Origin of the sequence: Rhodococcus sp. RCBS9, assembly GCF_029457415.1 — a bacterium.
Lineage (GTDB): Bacteria > Actinomycetota > Actinomycetes > Mycobacteriales > Mycobacteriaceae > Rhodococcus_F > Rhodococcus_F qingshengii.
In genome coordinates this window covers 4,810,320-4,833,655 of sequence record NZ_CP120422.1, presented here as the reverse complement: position 1 = coordinate 4,833,655, position 23,336 = coordinate 4,810,320, and the positions used below count along the sequence as shown (strand labels likewise).

Annotated in this window: 26 protein-coding genes; 16 read left to right on the top strand and 10 right to left on the bottom strand. The window is 63.7% G+C overall.

The features are described from left to right. Positions 1-118 precede the first annotated feature (118 nt). Positions 119-589 (top strand): gamma-glutamylcyclotransferase, encoded by a 471-nt coding sequence (locus tag P0M12_RS22655; RefSeq protein ID WP_003940753.1) that lies wholly within the window; start codon positions 119-121, stop codon positions 587-589. Positions 590-602: 13 nt separating this feature from the next. Here P0M12_RS22655 and P0M12_RS22650 read toward each other — a convergent pair whose 3' ends face one another. From P0M12_RS22650 to P0M12_RS22635, 4 genes are read right to left on the bottom strand one after another with little or no spacing between them, the layout of a single operon-like run. Further along, on the bottom strand, positions 603-1,679 hold the full coding sequence (locus P0M12_RS22650) for a hypothetical protein (RefSeq protein ID WP_030535059.1): 1,077 nt from the start codon (positions 1,677-1,679) through the stop codon (positions 603-605). A 55-nt stretch (positions 1,680-1,734) separates the two neighbouring features. Beyond that, positions 1,735-2,883 carry a M20 family metallopeptidase gene (locus P0M12_RS22645; protein WP_277376854.1) on the bottom strand — a complete coding sequence of 383 codons (1,149 nt, stop codon included), beginning with the start codon at positions 2,881-2,883 and terminating at the stop codon, positions 1,735-1,737. Continuing rightward, positions 2,880-4,040: a M20 family metallopeptidase gene (locus P0M12_RS22640; protein WP_003940688.1), complete on the bottom strand. Its 1,161-nt coding sequence runs from the start codon at positions 4,038-4,040 to the stop codon at positions 2,880-2,882. Before P0M12_RS22640 ends, P0M12_RS22645 begins: the two co-directional genes overlap by 4 nt. Before the next feature lie 12 nt (positions 4,041-4,052). Then, a complete protein-coding gene (locus P0M12_RS22635) occupies positions 4,053-4,751 on the bottom strand; it encodes an enoyl-CoA hydratase-related protein (RefSeq protein ID WP_003940710.1) in 699 nt (232 codons plus the stop codon). 67 nt (positions 4,752-4,818) lie between these two features. Between P0M12_RS22635 and P0M12_RS22630 the strand changes: the two genes are divergently transcribed. Beyond that, positions 4,819-5,616, top strand: a complete 798-nt coding sequence (locus tag P0M12_RS22630) for a purine-nucleoside phosphorylase (RefSeq protein WP_192712554.1) — start codon at positions 4,819-4,821, stop codon at positions 5,614-5,616. Beyond that, positions 5,613-7,205 (top strand): phospho-sugar mutase, encoded by a 1,593-nt coding sequence (locus P0M12_RS22625; protein ID WP_277376851.1) that lies wholly within the window; start codon positions 5,613-5,615, stop codon positions 7,203-7,205. The genes P0M12_RS22630 and P0M12_RS22625 overlap by 4 nt, the downstream gene beginning before the upstream one ends. On the opposite strand, the gene upp is transcribed toward P0M12_RS22625, so the two are convergent. Continuing rightward, on the bottom strand, positions 7,202-7,825 hold the full coding sequence (upp, locus tag P0M12_RS22620; protein ID WP_007727319.1) for a uracil phosphoribosyltransferase: 624 nt from the start codon (positions 7,823-7,825) through the stop codon (positions 7,202-7,204). The genes P0M12_RS22625 and upp overlap by 4 nt on opposite strands. 81 nt (positions 7,826-7,906) lie before the next feature. On the opposite strand from upp, the gene P0M12_RS22615 reads away from it, so the two are divergent. The 5 genes from P0M12_RS22615 to P0M12_RS22595 are packed head-to-tail and all read left to right on the top strand — an operon-like array spanning position 7,907 to position 11,161. Further along, positions 7,907-8,221: a type VII secretion target gene (locus tag P0M12_RS22615; RefSeq protein ID WP_007727320.1), complete on the top strand. Its 315-nt coding sequence runs from the start codon at positions 7,907-7,909 to the stop codon at positions 8,219-8,221. Beyond that, entirely contained in the window at positions 8,218-9,228 is a 1,011-nt protein-coding gene (locus P0M12_RS22610) for a C40 family peptidase (protein ID WP_277376850.1), read from the top strand. The genes P0M12_RS22615 and P0M12_RS22610 overlap by 4 nt, the downstream gene beginning before the upstream one ends. A 9-nt stretch (positions 9,229-9,237) precedes the next feature. Beyond that, positions 9,238-9,579: a hypothetical protein gene (locus P0M12_RS22605; RefSeq protein WP_277376849.1), complete on the top strand. Its 342-nt coding sequence runs from the start codon at positions 9,238-9,240 to the stop codon at positions 9,577-9,579. Further along, positions 9,576-9,875: a YbaB/EbfC family nucleoid-associated protein gene (locus tag P0M12_RS22600; protein ID WP_277376848.1), complete on the top strand. Its 300-nt coding sequence runs from the start codon at positions 9,576-9,578 to the stop codon at positions 9,873-9,875. The genes P0M12_RS22605 and P0M12_RS22600 overlap by 4 nt, the downstream gene beginning before the upstream one ends. Before the next feature lie 47 nt (positions 9,876-9,922). Continuing rightward, on the top strand, positions 9,923-11,161 hold the full coding sequence (locus P0M12_RS22595) for a hypothetical protein (protein ID WP_003940713.1): 1,239 nt from the start codon (positions 9,923-9,925) through the stop codon (positions 11,159-11,161). A 15-nt stretch (positions 11,162-11,176) separates the two neighbouring features. Here the strand turns inward: P0M12_RS22595 and P0M12_RS22590 are convergent, their stop codons facing one another. Genes P0M12_RS22590 through P0M12_RS22580 form a run of 3 tightly spaced genes read right to left on the bottom strand, consistent with a single transcriptional unit; the run spans position 11,177 to position 13,964 of the window. Continuing rightward, entirely contained in the window at positions 11,177-12,262 is a 1,086-nt protein-coding gene (locus tag P0M12_RS22590; RefSeq protein ID WP_050654872.1) for an adenosine deaminase, read from the bottom strand. Positions 12,263-12,271: 9 nt separating this feature from the next. Continuing rightward, positions 12,272-13,567 (bottom strand): thymidine phosphorylase, encoded by a 1,296-nt coding sequence (locus P0M12_RS22585; RefSeq protein ID WP_003940738.1) that lies wholly within the window; start codon positions 13,565-13,567, stop codon positions 12,272-12,274. Continuing rightward, positions 13,560-13,964 carry a cytidine deaminase gene (locus P0M12_RS22580; RefSeq protein WP_007727326.1) on the bottom strand — a complete coding sequence of 135 codons (405 nt, stop codon included), beginning with the start codon at positions 13,962-13,964 and terminating at the stop codon, positions 13,560-13,562. Before P0M12_RS22580 ends, P0M12_RS22585 begins: the two co-directional genes overlap by 8 nt. 253 nt (positions 13,965-14,217) lie before the next feature. On the opposite strand from P0M12_RS22580, the gene sdhC reads away from it, so the two are divergent. Genes sdhC through P0M12_RS22560 form a run of 4 tightly spaced genes read left to right on the top strand, consistent with a single transcriptional unit; the run spans position 14,218 to position 17,613 of the window. Further along, on the top strand, positions 14,218-14,622 hold the full coding sequence (gene sdhC / locus P0M12_RS22575; RefSeq protein ID WP_020969155.1) for a succinate dehydrogenase, cytochrome b556 subunit: 405 nt from the start codon (positions 14,218-14,220) through the stop codon (positions 14,620-14,622). A gap of 1 nt (position 14,623) precedes the next feature. Next, complete coding sequence (locus tag P0M12_RS22570) at positions 14,624-15,079, top strand: succinate dehydrogenase hydrophobic membrane anchor subunit (protein WP_003940699.1); 456 nt, start codon at positions 14,624-14,626, stop codon at positions 15,077-15,079. 15 nt (positions 15,080-15,094) lie between these two features. After that, positions 15,095-16,846, top strand: coding sequence for a succinate dehydrogenase flavoprotein subunit (gene sdhA, locus P0M12_RS22565; RefSeq protein WP_003941011.1), 1,752 nt, complete (start codon positions 15,095-15,097; stop codon positions 16,844-16,846). Next, positions 16,846-17,613, top strand: coding sequence for a succinate dehydrogenase iron-sulfur subunit (locus tag P0M12_RS22560; protein ID WP_003940925.1), 768 nt, complete (start codon positions 16,846-16,848; stop codon positions 17,611-17,613). The genes sdhA and P0M12_RS22560 overlap by 1 nt, the downstream gene beginning before the upstream one ends. Before the next feature lie 58 nt (positions 17,614-17,671). Here P0M12_RS22560 and P0M12_RS22555 read toward each other — a convergent pair whose 3' ends face one another. Then, entirely contained in the window at positions 17,672-18,694 is a 1,023-nt protein-coding gene (locus P0M12_RS22555) for a LacI family DNA-binding transcriptional regulator (RefSeq protein WP_277376846.1), read from the bottom strand. Between the two features lie 75 nt (positions 18,695-18,769). Between P0M12_RS22555 and P0M12_RS22550 the strand changes: the two genes are divergently transcribed. From P0M12_RS22550 to P0M12_RS22535, 4 genes are read left to right on the top strand one after another with little or no spacing between them, the layout of a single operon-like run. Next, positions 18,770-19,561 carry an SDR family oxidoreductase gene (locus P0M12_RS22550; RefSeq protein ID WP_277376845.1) on the top strand — a complete coding sequence of 264 codons (792 nt, stop codon included), beginning with the start codon at positions 18,770-18,772 and terminating at the stop codon, positions 19,559-19,561. Further along, a complete protein-coding gene (locus P0M12_RS22545) occupies positions 19,561-20,601 on the top strand; it encodes a Gfo/Idh/MocA family oxidoreductase (protein WP_277376844.1) in 1,041 nt (346 codons plus the stop codon). The genes P0M12_RS22550 and P0M12_RS22545 overlap by 1 nt, the downstream gene beginning before the upstream one ends. After that, positions 20,598-21,464, top strand: a complete 867-nt coding sequence (locus P0M12_RS22540) for a TIM barrel protein (RefSeq protein WP_007727332.1) — start codon at positions 20,598-20,600, stop codon at positions 21,462-21,464. Before P0M12_RS22545 ends, P0M12_RS22540 begins: the two co-directional genes overlap by 4 nt. Continuing rightward, the gene (locus tag P0M12_RS22535; RefSeq protein ID WP_080961238.1) at positions 21,461-22,465 is read left to right on the top strand and encodes a Gfo/Idh/MocA family oxidoreductase; all 1,005 of its coding nucleotides are present in this window, start codon (positions 21,461-21,463) and stop codon (positions 22,463-22,465) included. Before P0M12_RS22540 ends, P0M12_RS22535 begins: the two co-directional genes overlap by 4 nt. A gap of 58 nt (positions 22,466-22,523) precedes the next feature. Here the strand turns inward: P0M12_RS22535 and P0M12_RS22530 are convergent, their stop codons facing one another. After that, entirely contained in the window at positions 22,524-23,336 is an 813-nt protein-coding gene (locus P0M12_RS22530) for an ATP-binding cassette domain-containing protein (RefSeq protein WP_007727336.1), read from the bottom strand.

The window sequence follows — 23,336 nt, the reverse complement described above, 5'->3', positions numbered from 1 at the left end:
CCCGTCGACCAGTGTCACGCTATTCGAGCACCACGTGTCGCGCAGTGCTTGTACCAGATTACTTGCGTCCGGTGGTCCGCTTCGCCACACCCTCGGACCACGGTTTAGGCTTGCGCCCGTGTCGATTTATGCCGCCTACGGTTCCAACATGCATCCCGAGCAGATGTTGTTGCGCTGCCCACACTCCCCCATGTCCGGGACAGGGTGGCTGCGAGGCTGGCGCCTGACCTTCAGCGGCGAGGACCTCGGCTGGGAGGGTGCTCTCGCCACCGTGGTCGAAGATCCCGATTCCAGTGTTTTCGTGGTGCTCTACGACGTCCCGGAAGAGGACGAAGTGAGTCTGGACCGCTGGGAAGGTGCCGAACTGGGTCTGCACCGCAAGATCCGCGTGCGGGTCGACACCGCCGGCGACGCGGTACTTGCGTGGCTCTACGTCATGGATGCGTACGAAGGCGGGCTGCCGTCGGCCCGCTACATCGGTGTGATGGCCGACGCTGCCGAGATTGCCGGAGCGCCGGCCGAGTACGTACGAGAGTTGCGGACGAGAAACAGCCGCAATGTCGGTCCGGGTAACGGTGTTACCGATTAGATAGCTGTCCTGCTCAAAGCAGCAGGAAATACGCGAGCACTGCCAGTGCTGCGAGCACCACCACAACCGTCACGCCGATGAGCACACGCTTGGAACCGCGCGACTCCGATTCGCCTGCGACAACTGCAGTTTCCGGCTCGGCGGTCGCCACCCCGGCAGCGGTTTCTGCCGCCACCTTCTCGCGTCCCAGGGTGTCGAACACCTCGGTCACGTCGTGTGAAGGCGGCAATCCGATCGGCACGATAGTGTGCGACGTCGAGGTGAATCCGGCAGCCAGAATTGCGGCTCCCAGCGCAGCCGACTGCTCAGGTCCGGGACCGAGTTCACATCTGACACCGAGCTTTTCGGCAATCCCGGCCGCTATGGACATCATGGCCGCTTTGTCTGTCGCCGGTTCGCCGTCACCGGTGACGACTACGGCGTCCAGGTTCTCCGGCATCCAACCGAACGCACCCAGAGCCGTCGCGAGGCGTGAACTCGGCGAACTCCCGTCGCCGGCAAAGCCGAATGCACGGCCGGCCGCGACACCAGAACGCACGAGGGTGACCGCTGCCCCGGTGTCGTCCACGTGATAGATGCCGATGAGCGTGCCGGCGAGTGCCGCGATTTCCGACTCGAACCACGCCGACACGGCCTCGGCATCCGAGACGAGTGTGACTCGTTCGAGGCCCGCGTAGACCAGCGAATCCTGCATGAGGGCCGCTGTCGACGAGTCCCAGCGTGACGGGTAGGTCGCGACGATGTCGGGCGCTCCCCCGCTTCGACCACCACGATCGGGCAGCGGCTCGCATTCCTGCAACAGACAGCGAATCGAGGTCGCCACCAAATCCTCGGCGCGGTAACGAGTATCGGCAGTTCCCGCGACGCCACTCGGGTCCCCGACGCGACCGACAAAGCCCGACCAGCTCTCGGCGAACTCACGGCCGGCACCCAGTTGCTCGGTGCCACCGAGCACCGTCGTTCCGTCCTTGCGTTGATTGAGGATCGTGTCCCGAACCAATACCACCGGATCGGCCGAACCCGGATCGTTCGACGCAACGACAGCCGTCGACACCAATGTGCCGATTCGCACTCCCACACCTATGGACATGCCCGTACCTTCACTCGAACGACACGAAAAACGGTACCCCCGACGGGAACCGGAACTATCCCAGAACCAGGCTCGTCAGAACCTTCACACCGACGCCGAGTGCTCGCTCGTCGAGATCGAAAGTGGGTTGGTGGATGTCGAGCTGATCGCCTTCACCCGACCACACGCCGAGCCGCGCCATGGCCCCCGGCACCGTTTCGAGGTACCACGAAAAGTCTTCGCCACCACCGGATTGCGGGGTGTCCGCCAAAGCATCTTGTCCGACGGTCGCGATGGCGTCCTCGAACATCCGAGTGGACACCTCGTCGTTGACGACCGGAGGCACTCCGCGACGATAGTTGAGTTGGTAGCGAACTCCGGTGGGTGCGAGCAGTCCGTGGACGATTTCTTCCACGAGCGGTTCGAGCAACTCCCAGGTGTCGTGATCGCCGGTACGTACCGTGCCCGTCATCATGCCGGTCTGCGGAATCGCGTTGGGCGCCTGACCTGCGCTGACCGCGCCCCACACCATGACGGTTCCGGTACGCGGATCGATACGACGGCTGAGCATTCCCGGCAGCCCGGTCACGACGGTGCCGAGCGCGTAGATCAGATCCGTGGTCAAATGCGGCCGCGACGTGTGCCCACCCGGAGAGTCGAGGACGACCTCGATCGTGTCGGCAGCAGAGGTGATCGCACCCAGGCGCATTCCCACCTGGCCTGCCTCGAGTCGCGGATCGCAGTGCAGAGCAAAGATTCTGGACACACAGTCGAGCGCGCCCGCGGCGATGGCGTCGAGTGCTCCGCCAGGCATGACTTCCTCGGCGGGCTGGAATATCAGCCGAACCCCGACGGGAAGTTCGGGCAGCGTGGCCAGAGCCAGTCCGGCGCCGAGCAAGATGGTGGTGTGGGCGTCGTGCCCGCATGCATGGGACACACCGGGGACCGTGGACGAGTACGTCGCCCCGGTCGCTTCCTGCATCGGCAAAGCGTCCATGTCGGCGCGCAGTGCGATTCGTGGACCCTCCGGTCCGATATCGCACGTGAGACCGGTGCCACCGGGAAGGATCTTCGGCGACAATCCAGCGGCAGTGAGGCGGGTGGCAACGAATTCGGTGGTCGCGTATTCGCGGCGAGCCAACTCCGGGTTGGCATGGATGTGTCGACGCCACGCGACGAGGTCGTCGGTGTGCGCGTGAATCCACGTGTCGATTGCCGCGTTCACCGGCGATCTACCCCTTCCAACAGACGGGCGCGTTGTTCTGGATCGGACGCTACCCGGACAGCAGTGCGGGCCAACGCAATTGCACCGTCGACTACCGCTCGATCTGCGGAGGTGGTGATACACGCAGCCGCGAACTCCGGCTGATGTGTCACTGCCCCCGATGAATCCAAGCCTATGACCGGGTGAATTCCCGGAATCACATTGGTCACATTACCCATATCCGTACTACCCAGTGGACGGGAGCGCTCCCATTCCGCTGCCAGTGGCACCCGCCCGAGATCGACGATCTGTTCACGGTACGCCGCCGCCAGCCACGGATCGGGGGTCAACTCGGTGTAAGTAGGCGATACCGTGCGGATTTCGTGGGTGCACCCGGTGCCGAGTGCACCCGAGGCGAAGCACGCGTCGGCACGCTCGGACAGATTGGCCAACGACGCGGCCGTTTCGGCACGCAGGTAGTAGAGCAATTCGGACCGAGCCGGAACGATGTTGGGAGCCGTGCCGCCGTCACTGACGATTCCGTGAATCTGCTGACCTGGCTGCAGGTGCTGACGCAACAGTCCGACCGCCACCTGAGCGAGAGTCGCTGCGTCGGCGGCGTTACGACCGAACTCCGGCGCAGCAGACGCATGCGCCTCGCGACCGTGATAACTCACGGCGATGTCCGCCAAGGCCAGCGAGGTCGCACCGATGATGTCGATCGGCCCTGGATGAACCATCATGGCCGCGCCGACGCCGTCGAATGCACCACGCTCGAGCATCAGAACTTTGCCGCCACCGGTTTCCTCCGCGGGAGTACCGATCACTCGGACTGTGATCCCCAGTTCGTCGGCCACGGTAGCCAACGCGATGCCGGCCCCGACCGCGGCGGCGGCAATGATGTTGTGCCCACAGGCATGACCGATCTCGGGCAGCGCGTCGTACTCGGCGCAGATCGCGATGACCAACTCTCCGCTGCCGTAGGTGGCATCGAATGCCGTCGGCAGATCGACGATCCCGTGAGTGACCGCGAAACCGTGCTGCGCCAGCAGGTCCGACACTTTGGCAGCGCTGCGGAACTCCTCGAAGGCGAGTTCCGGGTCGCTGTGAATCGAATGCGACAGCGCAATCAGATCGGCCTCTACGGACCTGACTGCGCTGTCGACATTCTGGTTCACGCGATCATTGTCTCACCCGAAGGAGAAGTTGCTCTTGTCAGTCACCTGAGCGAGGTCTGCAAGAGCATCGCGGTGGATGCCTGCCTTGATTCCCGCCAAGTTCTTGCCGTGAGTCGACGTCAGTGCCGACGCCTTGGCCACAGCAGCGGCGAGTACTCCGTCGCCGTCGACCGTTTCCTGCACGATGCCGGCAGCGAGTGCGTCGGCGCCGCCGAAGCGACGCCCCGTCGTCATGGCATCGACTGCCGTCTGCTTGGGCAGACGACTGTTCAGCAGTGCAGACATCCCGACAGTGAACGGCATGTTCAGTCCCACCTCGGGGAGGCAGTAGAAGCCGCGGTCCGCGCGCATGATCTGGAAATCGTGCGAGGACGCGAGCATGGCGCCGGCGCCGAACGCGTGCCCCTGCACGGCCGCGACCGTGGCCATCGGGAAGGTCAGCAAACGGCTGTAGATGGTGTGGACCTTGTCCAGGTAGCCGGGGAGACCGTCGAGATTGCCGAAGATCCACGTCGTGTCCAGGCCGTTCGTGTAGAACTTGCCCGTCGCCGTCGTCACCAGGGCTGCGGGCCCCTCGTGCGCTTCGACCTCGTCCAACTTGCTGTGAACAGCGTCGATCCACTCAGGGCCGAAGCGGTTCTCGTTGTCCGTTTCGCCCTCGTTGCCGAGGTACAGGATGAATACGTCGCCGTCGCGTTCGAGATAAGGCATGGATGGGAGAGTAACGCCCGCCAACTCACCCGGCGAACCGACCCGACTCCTCAGTAGGGTTGCTCACATGGGAACGATCGCCGAGGCCGCCGCCGCTGCTCTGTCCGCCATGACTGGCTCTTCGTCACCGTCAGTCGCCATCGTGCTCGGGTCGGGGTGGACCGATGCCGCAGACGTGTTCGGCGACGCCGGTGCGGACGTGACAGCCGAAGTCTCGATGGCGGATCTTCCTGGCTTCGCCCCACCGTCCGCTCTCGGCCATGCGGGCACCATTCGTTCGGTGCGCGTCGGAAACACCGAAGTCCTGCTGCTGCTCGGGCGCGCGCACGCATACGAGGGCCACGATCTCGGTACCGTCGTCCACCCGGTCCGGACAGCCATTGCTGCCGGTGCCGAAACGGTCATCCTCACCAATGCGGCCGGCGGTATTGCTGAAAACTACACAGTCGGTCAACCGGTGCTGATCAGTGACCACCTGAACCTGACGGCCCGCTCTCCCCTCGTCGGCGCAGAGTTCGTCGACCTGGTCGACGCCTACTCGCCGGAACTGCGTGCGCTGGCTCGCTCGATCGACCCGGACCTTGCCGAGGGTGTTTACGCCGGGCTTCCCGGTCCGCACTACGAGACTCCAGCCGAGATTCGAATGCTTCGTACACTCGGCGCCGATCTGGTCGGCATGTCGACAGTTCACGAGACCATCGCGGCTCGCGCGCTCGGCGCTCGCGTTCTCGGCATCTCCATGGTCACCAATCTGGCCGCCGGAATCACGGGCGCCCCGCTCGACCATCAGGAAGTGCTGGCGGCAGGCAAAGCCTCGGCGGCCCGGATGGGAGTGCTGCTGCGTCAACTGGTCGAGCAGCTGTGACACCACTGAACGTCACCGAGTGGATCGACGCCGATCCGGACCCAGTTACCCGCGCAGAATTAGCAGCCCTTTCGGAACATGAACTGACCGAACGCTTTTCCGCACCACTGACGTTCGGCACTGCTGGGCTTCGCGGGCCGGTGCGCGGCGGACCCAACGGAATGAACCTCGCGGTCGTCATCCGGACCACGGCCGGTCTGGCGGCCTGGCTGACAGCTCGCTGCCAGGGCGGGTCCCGCGTTGTGGTCGGCCGCGACGCCCGGCTCGGTTCAGAGGCATTTGCTCTGGCCGCCGCCGAGGTCATGGCAGCCGCCGGGTTCGAAGTGACCCTGCTCCCCCGCCCACTGCCGACACCGCTGGTGGCGTTCGCGGTGCGCAGGCTCGGGGCAGCGGCAGGTATCCAGATCACCGCCTCCCACAATCCTGCCGCCGACAACGGTTACAAGGTGTATCTCTCGGGCGGAGCGCAACTCGTCTCCCCCGCCGATCGTGAAATCGAGAGCGAGATCGCTCGCATCGGTAGTGCCGCCGACGTCGCGCGAGCATCGGTGATTCCGGCCGACGATTCTCTGGTCGAGGAGTACATCGCCCGCATCGCGACCCTCCCGCACGGCGACGCCCGCTCGATCCGGATTGCGCTCACGGCAATGCACGGCGTCGGCGGCGAGACTGCGACCGCGGCTCTGCGAGCAGCCGGATTCGAGGGCCTGCACGTCGTGGCGGAGCAGTTCGATCCCGACCCCACGTTTCCGACCGTCGAGTTCCCCAATCCCGAAGAGCCCGGCGCCGCAGACCGCCTGCTCGCCCTTGCCCGAAGTGTCGACGCGGATCTGGCGATCGCACTCGACCCGGATGCCGACCGCTGCGCCGTCGGAGTTCGCGACGGTGATCAGTGGCGCATGTTGCGCGGCGACGAAACCGGGGTGCTCCTGGCCGACCACGTACTGAGCACGGCGCCCGAAGATTCGTTGGTGGCGACGACGATCGTCTCCTCGACCCTGCTCTCGAAGTTGGCGAAAGCCCGCGGAGCCAGGTTTGCGCAGACACTCACCGGATTCAAGTGGCTCACGCGCGCCGGCGACGGACTCGTCTACGCCTACGAGGAAGCGATCGGGCACTGCGTCGATCCGGATGTGGTGCGGGACAAGGACGGAATCTCAGCTGCCGTTCTGGTGGCTGACTTGGCTGCCACCCTCGCGGGCAGCAACAGAACCCTGTTGGACGTTCTAGGCGACTATGCCGTCGAATTCGGACTGCATTGCGGGGACCAAGTATCCCGCCGCGTCGAGGATTCGAGTGACATCGCGGAAATGATGAAACGGCTACGCGCCGATCCGCCAAGCCAACTCGCGGGCGAGCCGGTCACGACCGAGGACTTGTCCCTGGTTCGCGGTGGTATGCGCACCGACGCAGTGATATTCGACGGGCCGTCGATCCGCGTGGTTGTTCGACCGTCCGGAACCGAGCCCAAGCTCAAGTGCTATCTCGAAGTTGTCGTCCCGGTGGCGAACCGCGCCGACCTCGCGAACGCAGTAGAGCAGGCGAAGGCCCGGCTGGCCGAACTCCGAACCTTCGCCTTTTCGCTCTAGCGGGGTCCGAACTGCCGATCGCCGGCGTCACCGAGACCGGGGACGATGAAAGCGTTCTCGTCGAGTCCGTCATCGATGCTCGCGATGACCAGACGAACCGGGTGGCCGGACGCTGCCAGCGCGTCGACGCCGGCCGGAGCGGCCACGACGCACACTGCCGTGACATCCGTCGCGCCACGCGCAACCAGCAAGTCGATGGTGTGCACCATCGAACCACCGGTGGCGAGCATCGGATCGAGCACGAACACCGGGATCCCGGACAGATCCGCCGGCAGGGATTCGAGGTACGGAACCGGCTGATGAGTCTCTTCGTCACGTGCCATTCCGACAAAGCCGACGCCGGCCGACGGAATCAGCGCACTCGCCTGTTCGACCATGCCCAGACCGGCCCGCAGCACCGGTACCAACAACGGCGGCTTCGCGAGCCGGATGCCCGTCGTCGCTGCTACCGGGGTATCGACCGGAAATTCCTCGACCTCCGCGTCACGCATGGCCTCGTAGACCAGCATGTGCGTGAGCCTGCGAAGTGCGGAACGAAAAGTCGCGTTCTCACTGCGTGCATCACGCATTGTCGTCAAGAGGGCCGCCGCGAGCGGATGGTCGACTACGTGCGTTTGCATGACCATCAGAATAGTTCCTCGGGAACCGGAGCACCCCGCGCGGCGTCCAAGAAGGAGTAAGCGCAACGGGGGGAAGACAAGTTGACAAATCTGGATCTGGACACTGAAAGCATCGCGGAGTTCGCCACGCGGTTGGGCACTGTTGCCGACAACGTCGCGCAAGCTCGACAGGACGCGGCGGGTGGCGATCACTTGGCTCTGTCCACTGTGCTGGGGCTGATCGGCGGCGACTTCGTCGATGTCGCGAGCCGAGCACAGCAAGCGCACATCGACGACATCGATCGACTGTCCGCTGTGATCTCCAGCGTCCAGTCAGCCACCCGCGACGCTCACGCCGTCTATCTCGACTCCGAGGAATCGGTAAGAAGGACTCTCGCTGAAGCCGCACGCTCATGATCGACGTCGACGCACTCGCACGACCGATCATCGACCTGGTCGACACTGTCGGGACTGGTGTCCCCAGCACAAATGGACCTGACGTCGGCATCCGAATCGCCACGGACGCCCTCGAGATCGCCTACCAACTGGGAAGCGCGGCACTGAGCGAACTGGCGTCCTCTCAGAGTTCGTCCACGGCACTCACTGCTGCGGTGACCAAAACCGAGCAGACGCAGACGTCGACGCGAAACCTCGCCGATCGCGGAATCGACATCGCCGGCGTCGTGGACGAAGCGACAACGTCCGTGTACGCGGGAATGACCGAACTCGGTGAGATTCTCCAGTCCTTTCTGACACTCGCGATCAAGGCCGGGCCGACGCTGATGACACCGACGGGCCAATTGATGTTGTTGTCGGCCGCGTTGGAGCACCTCGGACGCGCGGTATCGGTTATCGAGCGGGTACGCGGTGAGCTGGCCGGGTCGACCGACAAGATGTCCGCACTCGTCCCGTCCGTCCCGATACCGGATCCCGCACCTGGAGTCTCCGAGTCGGCGGGTGGTTCCGGTTCCGTCGGTGGTTCCGGTTCCGCAAGTGGTTCCGGTTCCGCAAGTGGTTCCGGTTCCGTCGGTGGCGTTGAGGTCGAACTTCCCGACGGTTCGATTGCCACCGCACCGAACGCCGAGGCCGCTGCTGCCGTACGCAACGCGCTCACTCAACAGGGTGTCCCGTACGCCTGGGGAGGCACGACACCCGGAGTCGGTCTGGACTGCAGTGGTCTGACGCAATGGGCGTACGGCCAGGCCGGAGTCGATATTCCGAGGTTGGCGCAGGAACAGGGAATCGGGAACCAGGTCGATCAGAACAATCTGATGCCGGGCGACCTCGCGGTCTGGGACGGCCACGTCGCGATGGTGATCGGCGGCGGCCAGATGATCGAAGCCGGCGATCCTGTCGAGATCAGCGCCATCCGAACCACGAACAGCGGCATGGGCTTTCACGGCTTCTACCGTCCGACGGAATGACAGGGAATCATGCCCGAGAACAAGCGCGAATCACCGCCGATCATCACAGCCGTAGTCGTCAACCGCGACGGAACCATCGCGGTCCGCGCCACGGAGTACGCCGTGCCCGTGGACCTGAGGATCAGCCAGGACGAACTGCGGTACGGCGGGCAGCGGTTGGCGCAGCAGATACTCACGCTGTGCTCACATGCAGCAATCGAAGCCGGCGCCCGCCATCGTGTGGAGCTCGAGGAGACCGGAGTCCCGGCAGCGATCCTCGATCGGCTCGGTCTACCGACCCGAGACGAACTGGCCGATGTCGACGCCGCCGAGGGCCAGAACCTTCCGTCGAGCTGGATGCGTTCGATATGAGCGAGATTGATCGAATCATGGAGCTGGCGAAACACCGGACCGGACTCTTGCAGGAAGCCGTCGACGGGGTCGGCGCTCTTCGGGTAGTCGTCTCGAGCGAGGGTGGGATAGTCACGGCGACTGTCGACGGGCTGGGCGCTCTGGTCGACCTACGGATCACCGACGCAGTCACCGCGATGAATTCTCAGACGGTGGCCGCATTGACGGTGGCCACGATTCACCAGGCAGTTCAACAGTCCAACGACGAACGCGAGCGACTGGTCAGTGAGCTCCGAGTAGCCCTGAAACAAACGTGACGAACCCCCGCTATGCCTTTCGCGCTGCGGTGGATAGGCTTCCGCCCATGGCTGGAGACATCGTCCCTATCGAAATCGGACTCACCGACGGAGACCTCGTCACTTTGTGGGCACCTCGCTGGCGCGAGGGCGACGACGAGTGGGAAGCGTTTCTCGGCCATGAGGAAGACCTCTACGGGTTCTCCTCCGTCGCGGAACTCGCGGCCTTCATCCGAACGGACTCCGACAACGACCTGGTCGAGCATCCGGCGTGGGCCGTCGTCTCCGGACTGTCGGCAGCCGAGTTGGAACCGGAAGAGAACTTCACGTTCGACTTCGTCGGCGTGCCGGAACTGGCCGCAGGTGACCCTGAGGCACTGGTGGTCTCGGAACTCGAAGACACCCTGAACATGGCTCGCAACATCGGTGAGGTGTGCGAACTCGACGCGGTCATCCGCTTCTTCAGCGGCCATCCGGTACTCGGCGCGCTTGCCACCGGCGCCGGCACCTTCGAAGGCCGCGAAGGCCTGGAGCTGTGGGACCAGGTCGGCGCTGCGATCGTCAAGGACTGGGACGCCGTTCTCGACGCCATCGACAAGGTGGTCACCTCCCCGAAGGTCGATGCAGCTGCTGTGGCGGTCGCCGAAGCTGAACTGCTCGCTGCCGCCGAGAACACCGTCGACGCCGACGATGTCGCCGAGGAGGGCGAGGACGAGGAATTCGACGAAGACGACCTCGAAGAGGACGAAGACGAAGTCGAGACCTTCTGGGGTGAGGTCGGTGTCGACCCGATCCGCATCATCACCTCGGCCGAGACGTTCTACACTCTGCGCTGCTACATGGGAGATCAGGCGATCTTCCTCGGCAAGGACGGACTGATCACCGTCTTCCGTAGCGAGCGCGCACTCGCTCGCTACCTCGCCGACAACCACGAACACGATCTCTCGCAGGTCAGTACGTACGGCGAAATTCAGAATGCGGCCGTCGACGGTTCACTCGAAATCGAGGTCACGGACGAGAACGTCTACGTTCTGCCCGGCATCGCCGACGACCTCGCCCAGGGCCCGGACGTCGTAGATGCCGAGCAGCTGGAACTCGCAGTCGAATTGTTCACCGATGCAGCAGATTTCGCCGACGACGACTCCACCGAGGAGGCTCTGTCCGCGTCGAACGAGCTGGGTTGGTACGTCTCGTACCTCCTCAACCCCGATCCGTCGCGGATGGCTCCGAGTGCGCCGTTCACCAAGGAATCCGAGGCCTGGCGCGAACTCGAGCGCGAGTTCGAGGCCCGGCTTCGATCTGAGTAGTCGGGCGCACGTCATCTAGCCGATGAGCACGGCGTAGCCCGGCTTGATGACGTCGTCGATCAACGCGAGGCGCTCGTCGAACGGGATGAAGGCCGACTTCATCGCATTGATGGTGAAGCGTTCGAGATCGGTCCATCCGTAACCGAAGGTCTCGACCAACGCGGCCATTTCCCGGCTCATGGTGGTGTCGCTCATCAGCCTGTTGTCGGTGTTGACGGTCACTCGGAAGCGCAAGTCCGCCAAGAGTCCGAACGGATGGTCCGCCAGGGCGGCTACGGCTCCGGTCTGCACGTTCGAACTCGGGCACAGTTCCAGGGGAATGCGCATGTCACGGACGTAGTTCGCGAGCCGACCCAACTCTGCCCCACCTTGCACTCCTACGTCGATGTCGTCCACGATCCGCACGCCGTGGCCCAACCGATCCGCTCCGCAGAAGGCGATGGCTTCGTGGATCGACGGCAACCCGAAAGCCTCACCCGCGTGAATCGTGAAGTGGGCGTTCGCGTCACGCATGTACTCGAAAGCGTCGAGGTGCCGGCTCGGTGGGTTACCGGCCTCGGCACCGGCGATGTCGAAACCGACAACCCCGCGGTCCCGGAATCGCACAGCGAGTTCGGCGATCTCCCGCGACCGGGCGGCATGCCTCATCGCCGTGAGAAGACAGCCGATGCGGATCTCCCGTCCCGCGACCCTGGCAGCGGATTCGCCGGCCCGGAAACCTTCGAGAACGTGCTCGACGACCTCGTCCAAACTCAGGCCTTGTTCCAGGTGCTGCTCGGGCGCAAAACGGACCTCGGCATAGACGACGTTGTCGTCGGCCAGATCCTCGGCACACTCACGTGCCACCCGTGCGAGCCCTTCGGGGGTCTGCATCACGGCGACTGTGTGCGCGAACGTTTCGAGGTAGAGCTCGAGCGATCCACTGTCAGCGGCAGTTCGGAACCATTGCGCCAGTTCGGATGCCGTATTCGCCGGCAGCTCGTCGTAGCCACATTGCTCGGCCAGTTCGAGAACGGTCTCGGGTCGGAGTCCTCCGTCGAGATGATCGTGGAGAAGAACTTTGGGTGCGCTGCGGATCGTGGTCAACTCCGGTGCGTTCATTCGCCAACGCTAACGCGAATCACCCACAATTCGCTCGATGAGCAACGGTCGCGAAACGGTGTCGGAATCGGTCCCGATCGACCATCCACCGCCGAGGCTTCGTCGCGCTGCATCAAATCTCTCGGGAGTGTCGGTGTGCAATGTCATCAGCTTCTGCCCGGCACGGACCACGTCGCCAGGCTTTGCATGCATCTCGATGCCGGCACCGGCCTGAACGGCTTCGCCCTGCCGTTCGCGTCCGGCTCCCAGTTTCCAGGCCGCGATGCCCACCGCCATGGCGTCGAGTCGGGTCAGTACGCCGTCTCGGTCCGCGGTGACGACGTCGCTGTGCCGGGCCACCGGCAGCGTCGCGTGTGGGTCCCCACCTTGTGCGGCGATCATCGCGCGCCACCGGTCCATTGCCGTGCCGTCGGCCAGTTTGTCGGCGGGGTCGATACCGTCGATCCCAGCCGCGGACAGCATCTCCCGAGCCAGGACCAGGGTCAGCTCGACGACGTCCGACGGCCCGCCGCCTGCCAGCACCTCGACGGATTCACGTACCTCGAGGGCGTTGCCCGCCGTCAATCCGAGCGGGGTGTCCATCCCGGTGATGAGAGCGCTTGTACGCACGCCGGCGTCGTTGCCAAGCTCGACCATCGTGCGTGCCAACTCTCGCGCGTCGCCGAGGTCCTTCATGAACGCTCCGGAACCGACCTTGACGTCGAGCACCAGGGCGCCGGTTCCCTCGGCAATCTTCTTGCTCATGATCGAACTTGCGATCAGCGGAATGGATTCCACCGTTCCGGTCACGTCACGCAGCGCGTAGAGCTTCTTGTCCGCGGGGGCCAGATTCGCTCCGGCAGCGCAGATCACCGCGCCGATTTTCGGATCCGAGAGAATGTCGACCATCTCCGTCGCCGTGAGCTCGGCTCGCCAACCTGGAATGGCCTCGAGCTTGTCGAGAGTTCCACCGGTGTGGCCGAGTCCGCGGCCCGACAACTGCGGGACTGCAAGACCACAGGCAGCGACGAGGGGTGCAAGCGGAAGGGTGATCTTGTCCCCCACTCCACCGGTCGAATGCTTGTCGACGGTGGGCAGCGGCAAGTCCGAAAAGTCCATCCTCCCGCCGGATTCGATCATGGCCTCGGTCCATCGGCCGGTCTCTGCTCGCGACATTCCGCGGAAGTAGATCGCCATCGCGAGCGCCGACATCTGCTCGTCGCCGACGATCCCCTGTGTGAACGCCTGAACTATCCAGTCGATCTCGGTTCCCGACAGCTCGCGGCCGTCACGCTTGGCGCCGATGATGGAAACTGCGTCAAACATGGCGGAGCCCCTCTGCTTGTTCCGGCCCGAAAGCATCAGGCAACAGCTCGCTCAGCGGCTTGAACCCACTGCTCGTGTCGACAAGCATCTCACCCCCGCCGTGCTCGAGGAGAAGCTGTCTGCACCGGCCGCACGGCATCAGAATCGAGCCCTTCGCGTCACAGCACGTGAAGGCAATCAGCCGGCCACCCCCGGTGGCGGCCAAGTTACCGACGAGTCCACATTCGGCGCACAGGCTCAAACCGTATGAGACATTTTCCACATTGCATCCTGAGACGATCCGACCATCGTCTACCAGGGCCGCTGCACCCACCGCGTACCCCGAGTACGGCGCATAGGCGTGCCGCATGACCACTTGCGCGTTGTGCCGCAACAACTTCCAGTCGATGTCACCCATGGTTCGTTATCCAATCACGCCGACTGAATGGATGCAGAAACCACGCCGAAACCGTCCCGGGGAGATTGGAAAGGCAAACCTTACAAAGAGTTTGGTACGCGTACGAATCCCGCATCTGATTAGTTCCCGGTTTCACATAGGTTTAGAGTCTGAGTCAAGTCGGTTCAGGATCCCGTCGAGCCCGGGCTGAGGTACATCGAAGCTCTCTGCAGGCTCGACGCGTCCACCAATGACGTTGGAGGCACAGCACTCGATGAGTACTACGACTGAAGCCGCTCCTCAGAAGGAGCGCACGAGGTCGCTTTACCGGGGCGACCCCGGAATGTGGTCCTGGGTTCTACACCGGATCACAGGCGTCGCTACTTTCTTCTTCCTATTCGTACACGTTCTCGATACGGCACTCGTTCGGGTCAATCCCGATACGTACGACGCCGTCATCGACACGTACAAGAACCCCCTCGTCGGCCTCATGGAGATCGGCCTCGTCGGCGTAGTCCTCTACCACGCCCTCAACGGCGTGCGCGTGATGTTGGTGGACTTCTGGTCGAAGGGCCCGAAGTACCAGCGCGTCATGCTCTGGACCATTCTGACGATCTGGTTCCTGGTGATGATCCCAGGCGCCGGACGCATCCTCATCAACATGTTTGCGGAGCACTGACATGGCGACTACTCACGGACCCGAAGCCAAGAGCCTGGGCACCTCATACGACCGTCCCGCAAGCCTGGACAACCCGCGGTCCCCGCGCGCGAAGGCTCGGAACAACTTCGAGTTGTACGCATGGCTCTTCATGCGCTTCTCCGGCGTCGCCCTGATCGTTCTGGTCCTGGGCCACATGTTCATCATGCTGATGCTCGACGGTGGCGTTCACCGTCTGAACTTCGCGTTCGTCGCAGGTCGCTGGTCCAGCCCGTTCTGGCAGTTCTGGGATCTGACGATGTTGTGGCTCGCACAGCTGCACGGCGGTAACGGTCTGCGCACGGTCATCGCGGACTACTCCCGCAAGGACTCCACGCGCTTCTGGCTGACCACGATCCTCGTTCTCTCGATGATCCTGATCATGGGCCTGGGCACGTACGTCATCTTCACCTTCGACCCCAATATCTCGGCGAGCTAGGGGAGCACAGACTTCATGCAGGAACATCGTTATGACGTGGTCATCGTCGGCGCCGGTGGCGCAGGCATGCGTGCGGCAATCGAAGCTGGCCCCCGTGCCCGCACGGCCGTACTGACCAAGCTCTACCCCACCCGCAGCCACACCGGCGCGGCCCAGGGCGGCATGTGTGCCGCACTGGCGAACGTGGAGGAAGACAACTGGGAGTGGCACACCTTCGACACCGTCAAGGGCGGCGACTACCTCGCCGACCAGGACGCCGTCGAGATCATGGCCAAGGAGGCCATCGATGCGGTGCTCGACCTCGAGAAGATGGGTCTGCCGTTCAACCGCACGCCCGAAGGCAAGATCGACCAGCGTCGATTCGGTGGCCACACACGCGACCACGGCAAGGCACCCGTCCGCCGTGCGTGTTACGCCGCCGACCGCACCGGTCACATGATCCTGCAGACGCTCTACCAGAACTGCGTCAAGCACGACGTCGAGTTCTTCAACGAGTTCTACGCGCTCGACATCGCCATCACCGAGACCGAGGACGGCCCGGTTGCCACCGGTGTCATCTGCTACGAGCTCTCGACCGGCGAGCTGCACATCTTCCACGCCAAGTCGATCGTCTTCGCGACCGGCGGCTCGGGACGCATGTACAAGACGACGTCCAACGCGCACACCCTCACCGGTGACGGCATGGGCATCATCTTCCGCAAGGGCCTGCCCCTCGAGGACATGGAGTTCCACCAGTTCCACCCGACAGGACTCGCCGGTCTCGGCATCCTGATCTCGGAAGCCGTCCGCGGTGAAGGTGGCATTCTCCGTAATGCCGACGGTGAACGCTTCATGGAGCGTTACGCACCCACCATCAAGGACCTCGCTCCTCGTGACATCGTGGCGCGTTCGATGGTCCTCGAGGTTCTCGAAGGCCGCGGCGCCGGCCCGAACAAGGACTACGTCTACATCGACGTGACGCACATCCCCGAGGAAGTTCTCGACGAGAAGCTCCCCGACATCATGGAGTTCTCGCGCACCTACCTCGGCGTGGACCCCGTCAAGGAGCCCGTGCCCGTCTACCCGACGTGCCACTACGTCATGGGCGGTATCCCCACCAAGATCAACGGTGAGGTGCTGCGCAACAACGACGAGATCGTCAAGGGTCTGTACGCGGCCGGCGAATGCGCCTGTGTCTCCGTACACGGTGCAAACCGTCTCGGTACCAACTCGCTCCTCGACATCAACGTGTTCGGCCGTCGCGCCGGCATCGCTGCGGCCGAGTACGCGAACTCCACCGAGTTCGTCGACATGCCGGAAACCCCCGCCGCGATGGTCGAAGACTGGGTCGGCGTCATCCTGTCCGATCACGGCCACGAGCGCGTTGCGGACATCCGCACCGAGCTGCAGCAGTCGATGGACAACAACGCCTCCGTCTTCCGCACCGAAGAGCGCCTCACCCAGGCTCTCAAGGATGTGCGTGCTCTCAAGGAGCGCTACAACCACATCACGGTCCAGGACAAGGGCAAGCGCTACAACAGCGACCTGCTCGAGGCCATCGAGCTGGGCTTCCTCCTCGAAATGGCAGAGGTCACCGTCGTCGGCGCCCTCAACCGCAAGGAATCGCGCGGCGGCCACGCTCGCGAGGACTTCCCGGACCGCAACGACGCCGAGTACATGAAGCACACGATGGCGTACAAGGAGGGTGACGGCCTGCTCTCCGACATCCGTCTGGACTACAAGCCGGTGATCCAGACCCGCTACGAGCCGATGGAGCGTAAGTACTGATGTCTGCGCCTGCTGTAGATGCACCCAAACTCCCCGCTGTTCCCGAGGGGGCCGTCATGGTCACTCTCAAGATCGCGCGGATGAACCCCGAATCGGGCGAGGGCCAGCACTGGGACAGTTTCCAGGTCCCGGCACTGCCCACCGACCGTCTGCTCAACCTGCTCCTGTACGTAAAGGGTTACCTCGACGGCACCCTCACGTTCCGTCGCAGCTGCGCACACGGTGTCTGTGGATCGGACGCCATGCGGATCAACGGTGTGAACCGTCTGGCCTGCAAGCTGCTGATGAAGGACATGCTGCCCAAGGACGGCAAGCCGGTCACCATCACGGTCGAGCCCATCAAGGGCCTGCCCGTCGAGAAGGACCTGGTTGTCGACATGGAGCCCTTCTTCGACGCATTCCGCGCCGTGAAGCCGTTCCTCATCACCAGTGGCAACGAGCCCACTCGTGAGCGCATCCAGAGCCAGCACGACCGTGCTCGTTTCGACGACACCACCAAGTGCATCCTCTGCGCATGCTGCACCACGTCGTGCCCCGTGTACTGGAGCGACGGCAGCTACTTCGGTCCCGCTGCCATCGTGAACGCACACCGGTTCATCTTCGACAGCCGTGACGAGGCCGCTTCCGAGCGTCTCGACATCCTGAACGACAAGGACGGCGTGTGGCGTTGCCGCACCACGTTCAACTGCACCGACGCGTGCCCCCGCGGCATCCAGGTGACAAAGGCTATTCAGGAAGTCAAGCGAGCACTGCTCTTCGCTCGATAGTCAGGCCTTCGGCCCTGTGCGCGGTTAGGGAGTCTCCGGACTCCTTGACCGCGCACAGCTATGTCGGGGGCATGTTGAGCGGTGTCACGACTTGAACCGGTGACGTCGTAAAGCCGAAGTGAGCGCCCATGGCGCCGTGTTCCTTCATGACCACCTGACAGGCAGTGCGAACATCCGCCCGCAGATCGTGGTGGAGCACCGCTGATATTCGCCTCTCCCCCAGCAACTTTCGATTGTCACCGTCGAGATCGTGGGCGATGAAGACACTGCACTCCCGGTTCAGTTCTTCGAACGCGTCGACAGTGGCCAGGTTGCCACCACCGATCGAATACACGGCACGGATCTGCGGATCGGATTCGAGTGCCGCTCGCACCAGTTTCCTACTCGTCTGATCCAGACCGTCACTGTTCGGAATGTCGATCAACCGTCGATGCGGAGCCGAGACTCGCATGGCGGAGCGAAATCCCATCTCCCGTTCTTCCTCCCCGCGGAAGAACCCGCTGCTCATGCTGACCAGCACGTTGCCTTCCCGATCCCCCAGCCACTGATCTATCAAGTACGCGGCGGTGGCTCCGGCGGCTCGGTTGTCGATGCCGATGTAGGCGGCTCGCCTGCTGCCGGCAACGTCGGTCACCAACGTGACGACCGGAATCCTTGCCGCCACCAACCGATCGATCGCCGCCACGACTTCCGGAGTGTCGGGAGCCTTGACGATGACACCGTGGGACCCGCGCCGGCGAATCTTGTCGAGCGTCGATGTCATCGCTTCTACCGAACCGGTTTCACGAAAGTGAAACCGAGAACGAACAACAGCGGGTGCAAGGGTGGGCAGTTCGGCCTCGAGCGCGTCACGGACAGCGTCGGAAAACCTTGCAGGAGTTTGCAACACGACGTCGACGATGAACGTGCGACCGACCAGTTTCAGTTGCGAGCGTTGACGTTCCAGGTCCGTGATCGCCTGGCGAACCTCCGATCGTGTGCTGTCGCGAACTCCAGGACGGTCGTTGAGCACCCGGTCGACGGTGGCCTCACTCAGGCCCGACTGCTGAGCGATCTCCCGTACTTTGAATCGATGCGCCACAACTACCTCACGATGATGGATATTTGATGGTTTTTTGCTGTTGCTCGAGGTCTTCGTCACAGCCAGACTAAACCCATGACTTCTACGCCGGGCGTAACCAGGCCCGCACTCCTGGCCGACACCGTCTTACTGGTCAGTGGCGGCTCGCAAGGCGTCGGCGCCGGAATCGTACGCGCCGCAGTCCGTGAGGGCGCTCAGGTGGCTTTCACCGGCCGACGCCCGGACGTCGGAAAGGCTCTCGAGACAGAACTTCCGGGAACTCACTTCATCGAAGCCGATGTGGCACAGACGGATTCCGCGCTCGACAGCGTGGCCGAGACGATCTCTCACTTCGGCCGCGTGGATGCTCTGGTCAATTCCGCCGGGCTCACTTCACGCGGAACGCTGCTCGACACCACCGAAGAACTCTTCGACCAGCACATCGCGGTGAACCTTCGCGGTCCGTTCTTCACGATGCAGGCAGCAGTCAAAGACATGCGCGAGCGTGCGGTCCCCGGGTCCATCGTCAACATCATCTCCACGTCCGAACTCGGCGGGCAGCCGTATCTCGCGCCGTACGTGGCAGCGAAGGCCGGGCTGGCGGGGCTGACCCGCAACGCCGCCCATGCGCATCGCTGGGATCGCATCCGGATCAACGGTCTCGACATCGGGTGGACACAGACCGAGGGAGAAGACCTCACGCAGAGAGCTTTTCACGACGCCGGTGACGACTGGCAGGAACGTGCGGGCAGCACCCTCCCCATGGGCAAGCTCGGACAGGTCGACGAAATCGCCGAATTCGTCGTCTTCCTGCTCTCCGATCGCAGCGGAGTCGTGACAGGTTCGATTATCGACTGGGACCAGAACGTCTTCGGAGGGCTGGACTGATGGGCGCTCGCATCGGAGTCATCGGGCTCGGACGAATCGGCAGCTACCACGCCCGAAACCTGCTGACGATGGACGGCGTCGACGCACTGATTGTCACCGACGTCGACGCACGTCGAACCTCGGACGTGGCAAGCGAACTCGACGTGGAGTCCGCTGCCGATCCCGACGCGCTTTTAGCGTCAGGCATCGACGGCGTTCTGATCGCCGCGTCGTCGAGTTCGCACGCCGACCTGATCGAAGCCGCTGTCCGCCGAGACATCCCGACGTTCTGCGAAAAGCCGGTAGCCGACTCGATCGAATCCTCGGTTCGTGTCCTCGCGACTGCCGAGCAGACGTCGGTGCCAGTCCAGATCGGATTTCAGCGCCGATTCGACCCGTCATTTGTGGCGGCGTACGACGCGGTTCGATCTGGAGAACTCGGTTGGATCCACACTCTCCGATCGACCACCCTCGACCCCGCTCCCCCGCCGATCTCGTACATCGAACACTCCGGCGGCATCTTCCGCGACTGCTCGATCCACGACTTCGACATCGTCCGGTGGATCAGCGGCCGCGAAGTCACCACTGTTTTTGCCACCGGCTCGAATCAGGGTGATCGCGGGATCGCCGATGCCGGTGACGTCGACACCGCCGCAACGGTTCTCACTTTCGAAGGCGGAACCATCGCGGTCGTGTCGAATACCCGCTACAACGGCCGCGGCTACGACTGCCGACTCGAGGTACTCGGCTCGGCGGACTCGGTCGTTGCCGGGCTGGACGACCGCTTGCCACTCCGCTCTCTCGACCCCGAAACATCGTTCCCCTCGAAGGAGCCGTACACGTTCTTCATGGACCGCTTCACGTCCGCCTACCGTGCGGAACTCGAAGCATTCCTCGGCGTTGTCGCCGGGCGTCGGGAATCACCGTGCACGCCCGCAGATGCGGTCGAGTCGGCCTGGATCTCCGAAGCTGCAACGCACTCTCTGCGCGAGGGTCGGCCCGTCACGATCACCGAAGTCAAAGATCTGTTCCTTCACGACAAGAATGAGGCACACACATGAGCACTCCTCGCATCGCCGGCGCACCGATCTCCTGGGGCGTGTGCGAAGTCCCGGGCTGGGGCTACCAGCTCGACCCTGCGCAAGTCCTCCGGGAAATGCGCGAAGTCGGTCTGGCGGCAACGGAAATCGGACCGGAGGGCTTTCTGCCGACTGCACCCGCCGAAATGGCCAAGGTGCTCGCGGATCACGATCTGAGCGCAGTCGGCGGGTTCGCACCGGTACTGCTGCATGATCGCGATCATGATCCGGTTCCCGGCATCTCCCCCATCCTCGATGGTTTCGTCGCCTCGGGTGCCGAAGTTTTGGTCCTGGCCGCCGCGACGGGTTCCGACGGCTACGATTCACGCCCGGAACTGGACGAGCAGAGTTGGAAAACCCTGCTGCACAATCTCGATCGCCTCACCGACGCCGCGGCCGAGCGCGGAATCAGGGCAGTTGTCCACCCTCACGTCGGAACGATGATCGAGCAGCGCGACGAGGTCCTGCGAGTGCTCGACGGCTCGGCCATCCCCCTGTGCCTGGACACCGGCCACCTGTTGATCGGCGGCACCGATCCGGTCGACCTGGCGCGTCAAGCTCCCGAGCGCATCACCCACGTGCATCTCAAGGACGTCGACGATGCCCTCGCATCACGCGTTCGCAGAGGTGAGCTCACCTACACCGACGGCGTGAAGGCGGGAATGTACCGTCCACTCGGTGGCGGCGACGTCGACATCGCCGGTGTCACAGCCATATTGCAGCGCCACGGTTTCGACGGGTGGTACGTGCTCGAGCAGGACACCATTCTGGCCGAAGCGCCGTCGGACGAGGGACCGGTGCGCGATGTGCGAGCGAGCGTCGAGTATCTGCGGTCGGTTCTGTGACACCTCCGACCCCGCTGCGGATAGGCATTCTGGGAGCCTCACGCATCGCCGAGAACGCGATGATCAAACCTGCAACGGCCACCGGGCACCGCCTGGTGGCCGTTGCCGCACGCGACCCCGAGCGGGCCAGAGCCTATGCGGCCCAGCATGGGATCGAACGGGTGGTCGGTTCGTACGCCGAGCTGATCTCGGATCCGGAGGTGGACGTCGTCTACAACGCGCTACCCAACAGCCTGCACGGACCGTGGAATCTCGCCGCCGTTCGGGCCGGCAAGCACGTGCTGACGGAGAAACCGTTTTCGAGCAACGCGGTGGAAGCGCGTGCTGTAGCCGAGGCAGCGCGCGTGAGCGGAGTGACGCTGCTCGAGGGGTTCCACTACCTCTTTCATCCGGTGAACCGGCGCCTGCTGGATGTGGTTCGGAGCGGCGCCGTCGGCGCGGTCACTCGGGTGGAAACCGTACTGCGGATGCCCACACCATCCGAGAACGACCCGCGGTGGGAGCTCGCCTTGGCAGGCGGGTCACTGATGGACCTGGGCTGCTACGGGTTACATGCTTCCCGGACGCTGAGTGACGTCTGTGGCGGTGCGCCAGTGGTGACCGGGACCCGCCACGAGGAATACGCTCCGGGGGTCGATTCGTGGTTCGACATCGAACTCGAATACCCCAGCGGCGCCACGGCATCCGTGGTGACCACGATGTTGGACGAGCGGTATCACTTCACCTTCCGAGTATTCGGCACTGAAGGAGACGTCCTGGTGCACAACTTCCTGCAGCCGGACATCGACGACCGTGTCTCCGTCACGGCCGGTGGGCGCACGAGCGTCGAGCATCTGGGCACGAAGTCGTCGTACACCTATCAACTCGAAGCGTTCGCCGATCATCTGTCCGGGGTCTCGGCGCTGCCGATCGGGCCGGGCGACGCGGTAGCCAACATGACGATGATCGACGAGGCGTACATGCATTCCGGCCTCGGGGTTCGGCCGACGACCATCCTGTGACGAAACGACTACAGCCTCGGTTCGATTCGAACCGAGGCTGTAGTCGCGAGGTTTTGATCTAGCGGCGAAGCTCGTGGGTCAGCGTCTCGAGCTCGTCACCGCCCGCCATCTCCTTGGTCAGTTCTTCGAGTGAGATGTCGTCGTACTTGGCGTCGAGCTTCTGCCTGCCTCGGTTGAGGAGCACGAAGTGATCGCCGACCATGTACGCGTGGTGCGGATTGTGCGTGATGAAGATGACGCCGAATCCCTGTTCCTTGGCAGCGGTGATGTAGCGCAACACCATTCCCGACTGCTTGACGCCGAGCGCTGCTGTCGGCTCGTCGAGAATCAGCACGCGCGCGCCGAAGAAGATGGCGCGGGCGATGGCAACACACTGACGCTGACCGCCCGAGAGACTACCGATCGGTGCGTCGACGTCAGGCAGTTCGATGCCCATCTTCGACAGTTCCGAAAGAGTCGTCGCGCGCATGGCGTTGGCGTCGAGCGACTTGATCAGACCGCCCTTGCGCAGTTCCTGCCCGAGGAAGAAGTTGCGCCACACCGGCATCAACGCAACGACGGCGAGGTCCTGATAGACCGTCGCGATGCCTTTGCCAAGCGCTTCTTTCGGCGAGTGGAACGTTGTCGGTTCGCCGTCGACGAGTAGTTCACCTTCGCTCTGCTGGTGCAGACCGGCGATGATCTTGATCAGCGTGGACTTGCCTGCGCCGTTGTCACCGAGCACGCCCGTTACTTCACCCGCACCGACGCGCAGGTTGATTCCCTTGAGCGCGATGATGTTTCCGTATTGCTTACCGACGTCCTTGAGCTCGATCAGTGGCACGTTGCCGCCCGAGTTCGAGAGAGCGGGGACTTCAGCTGTGGTACTCAT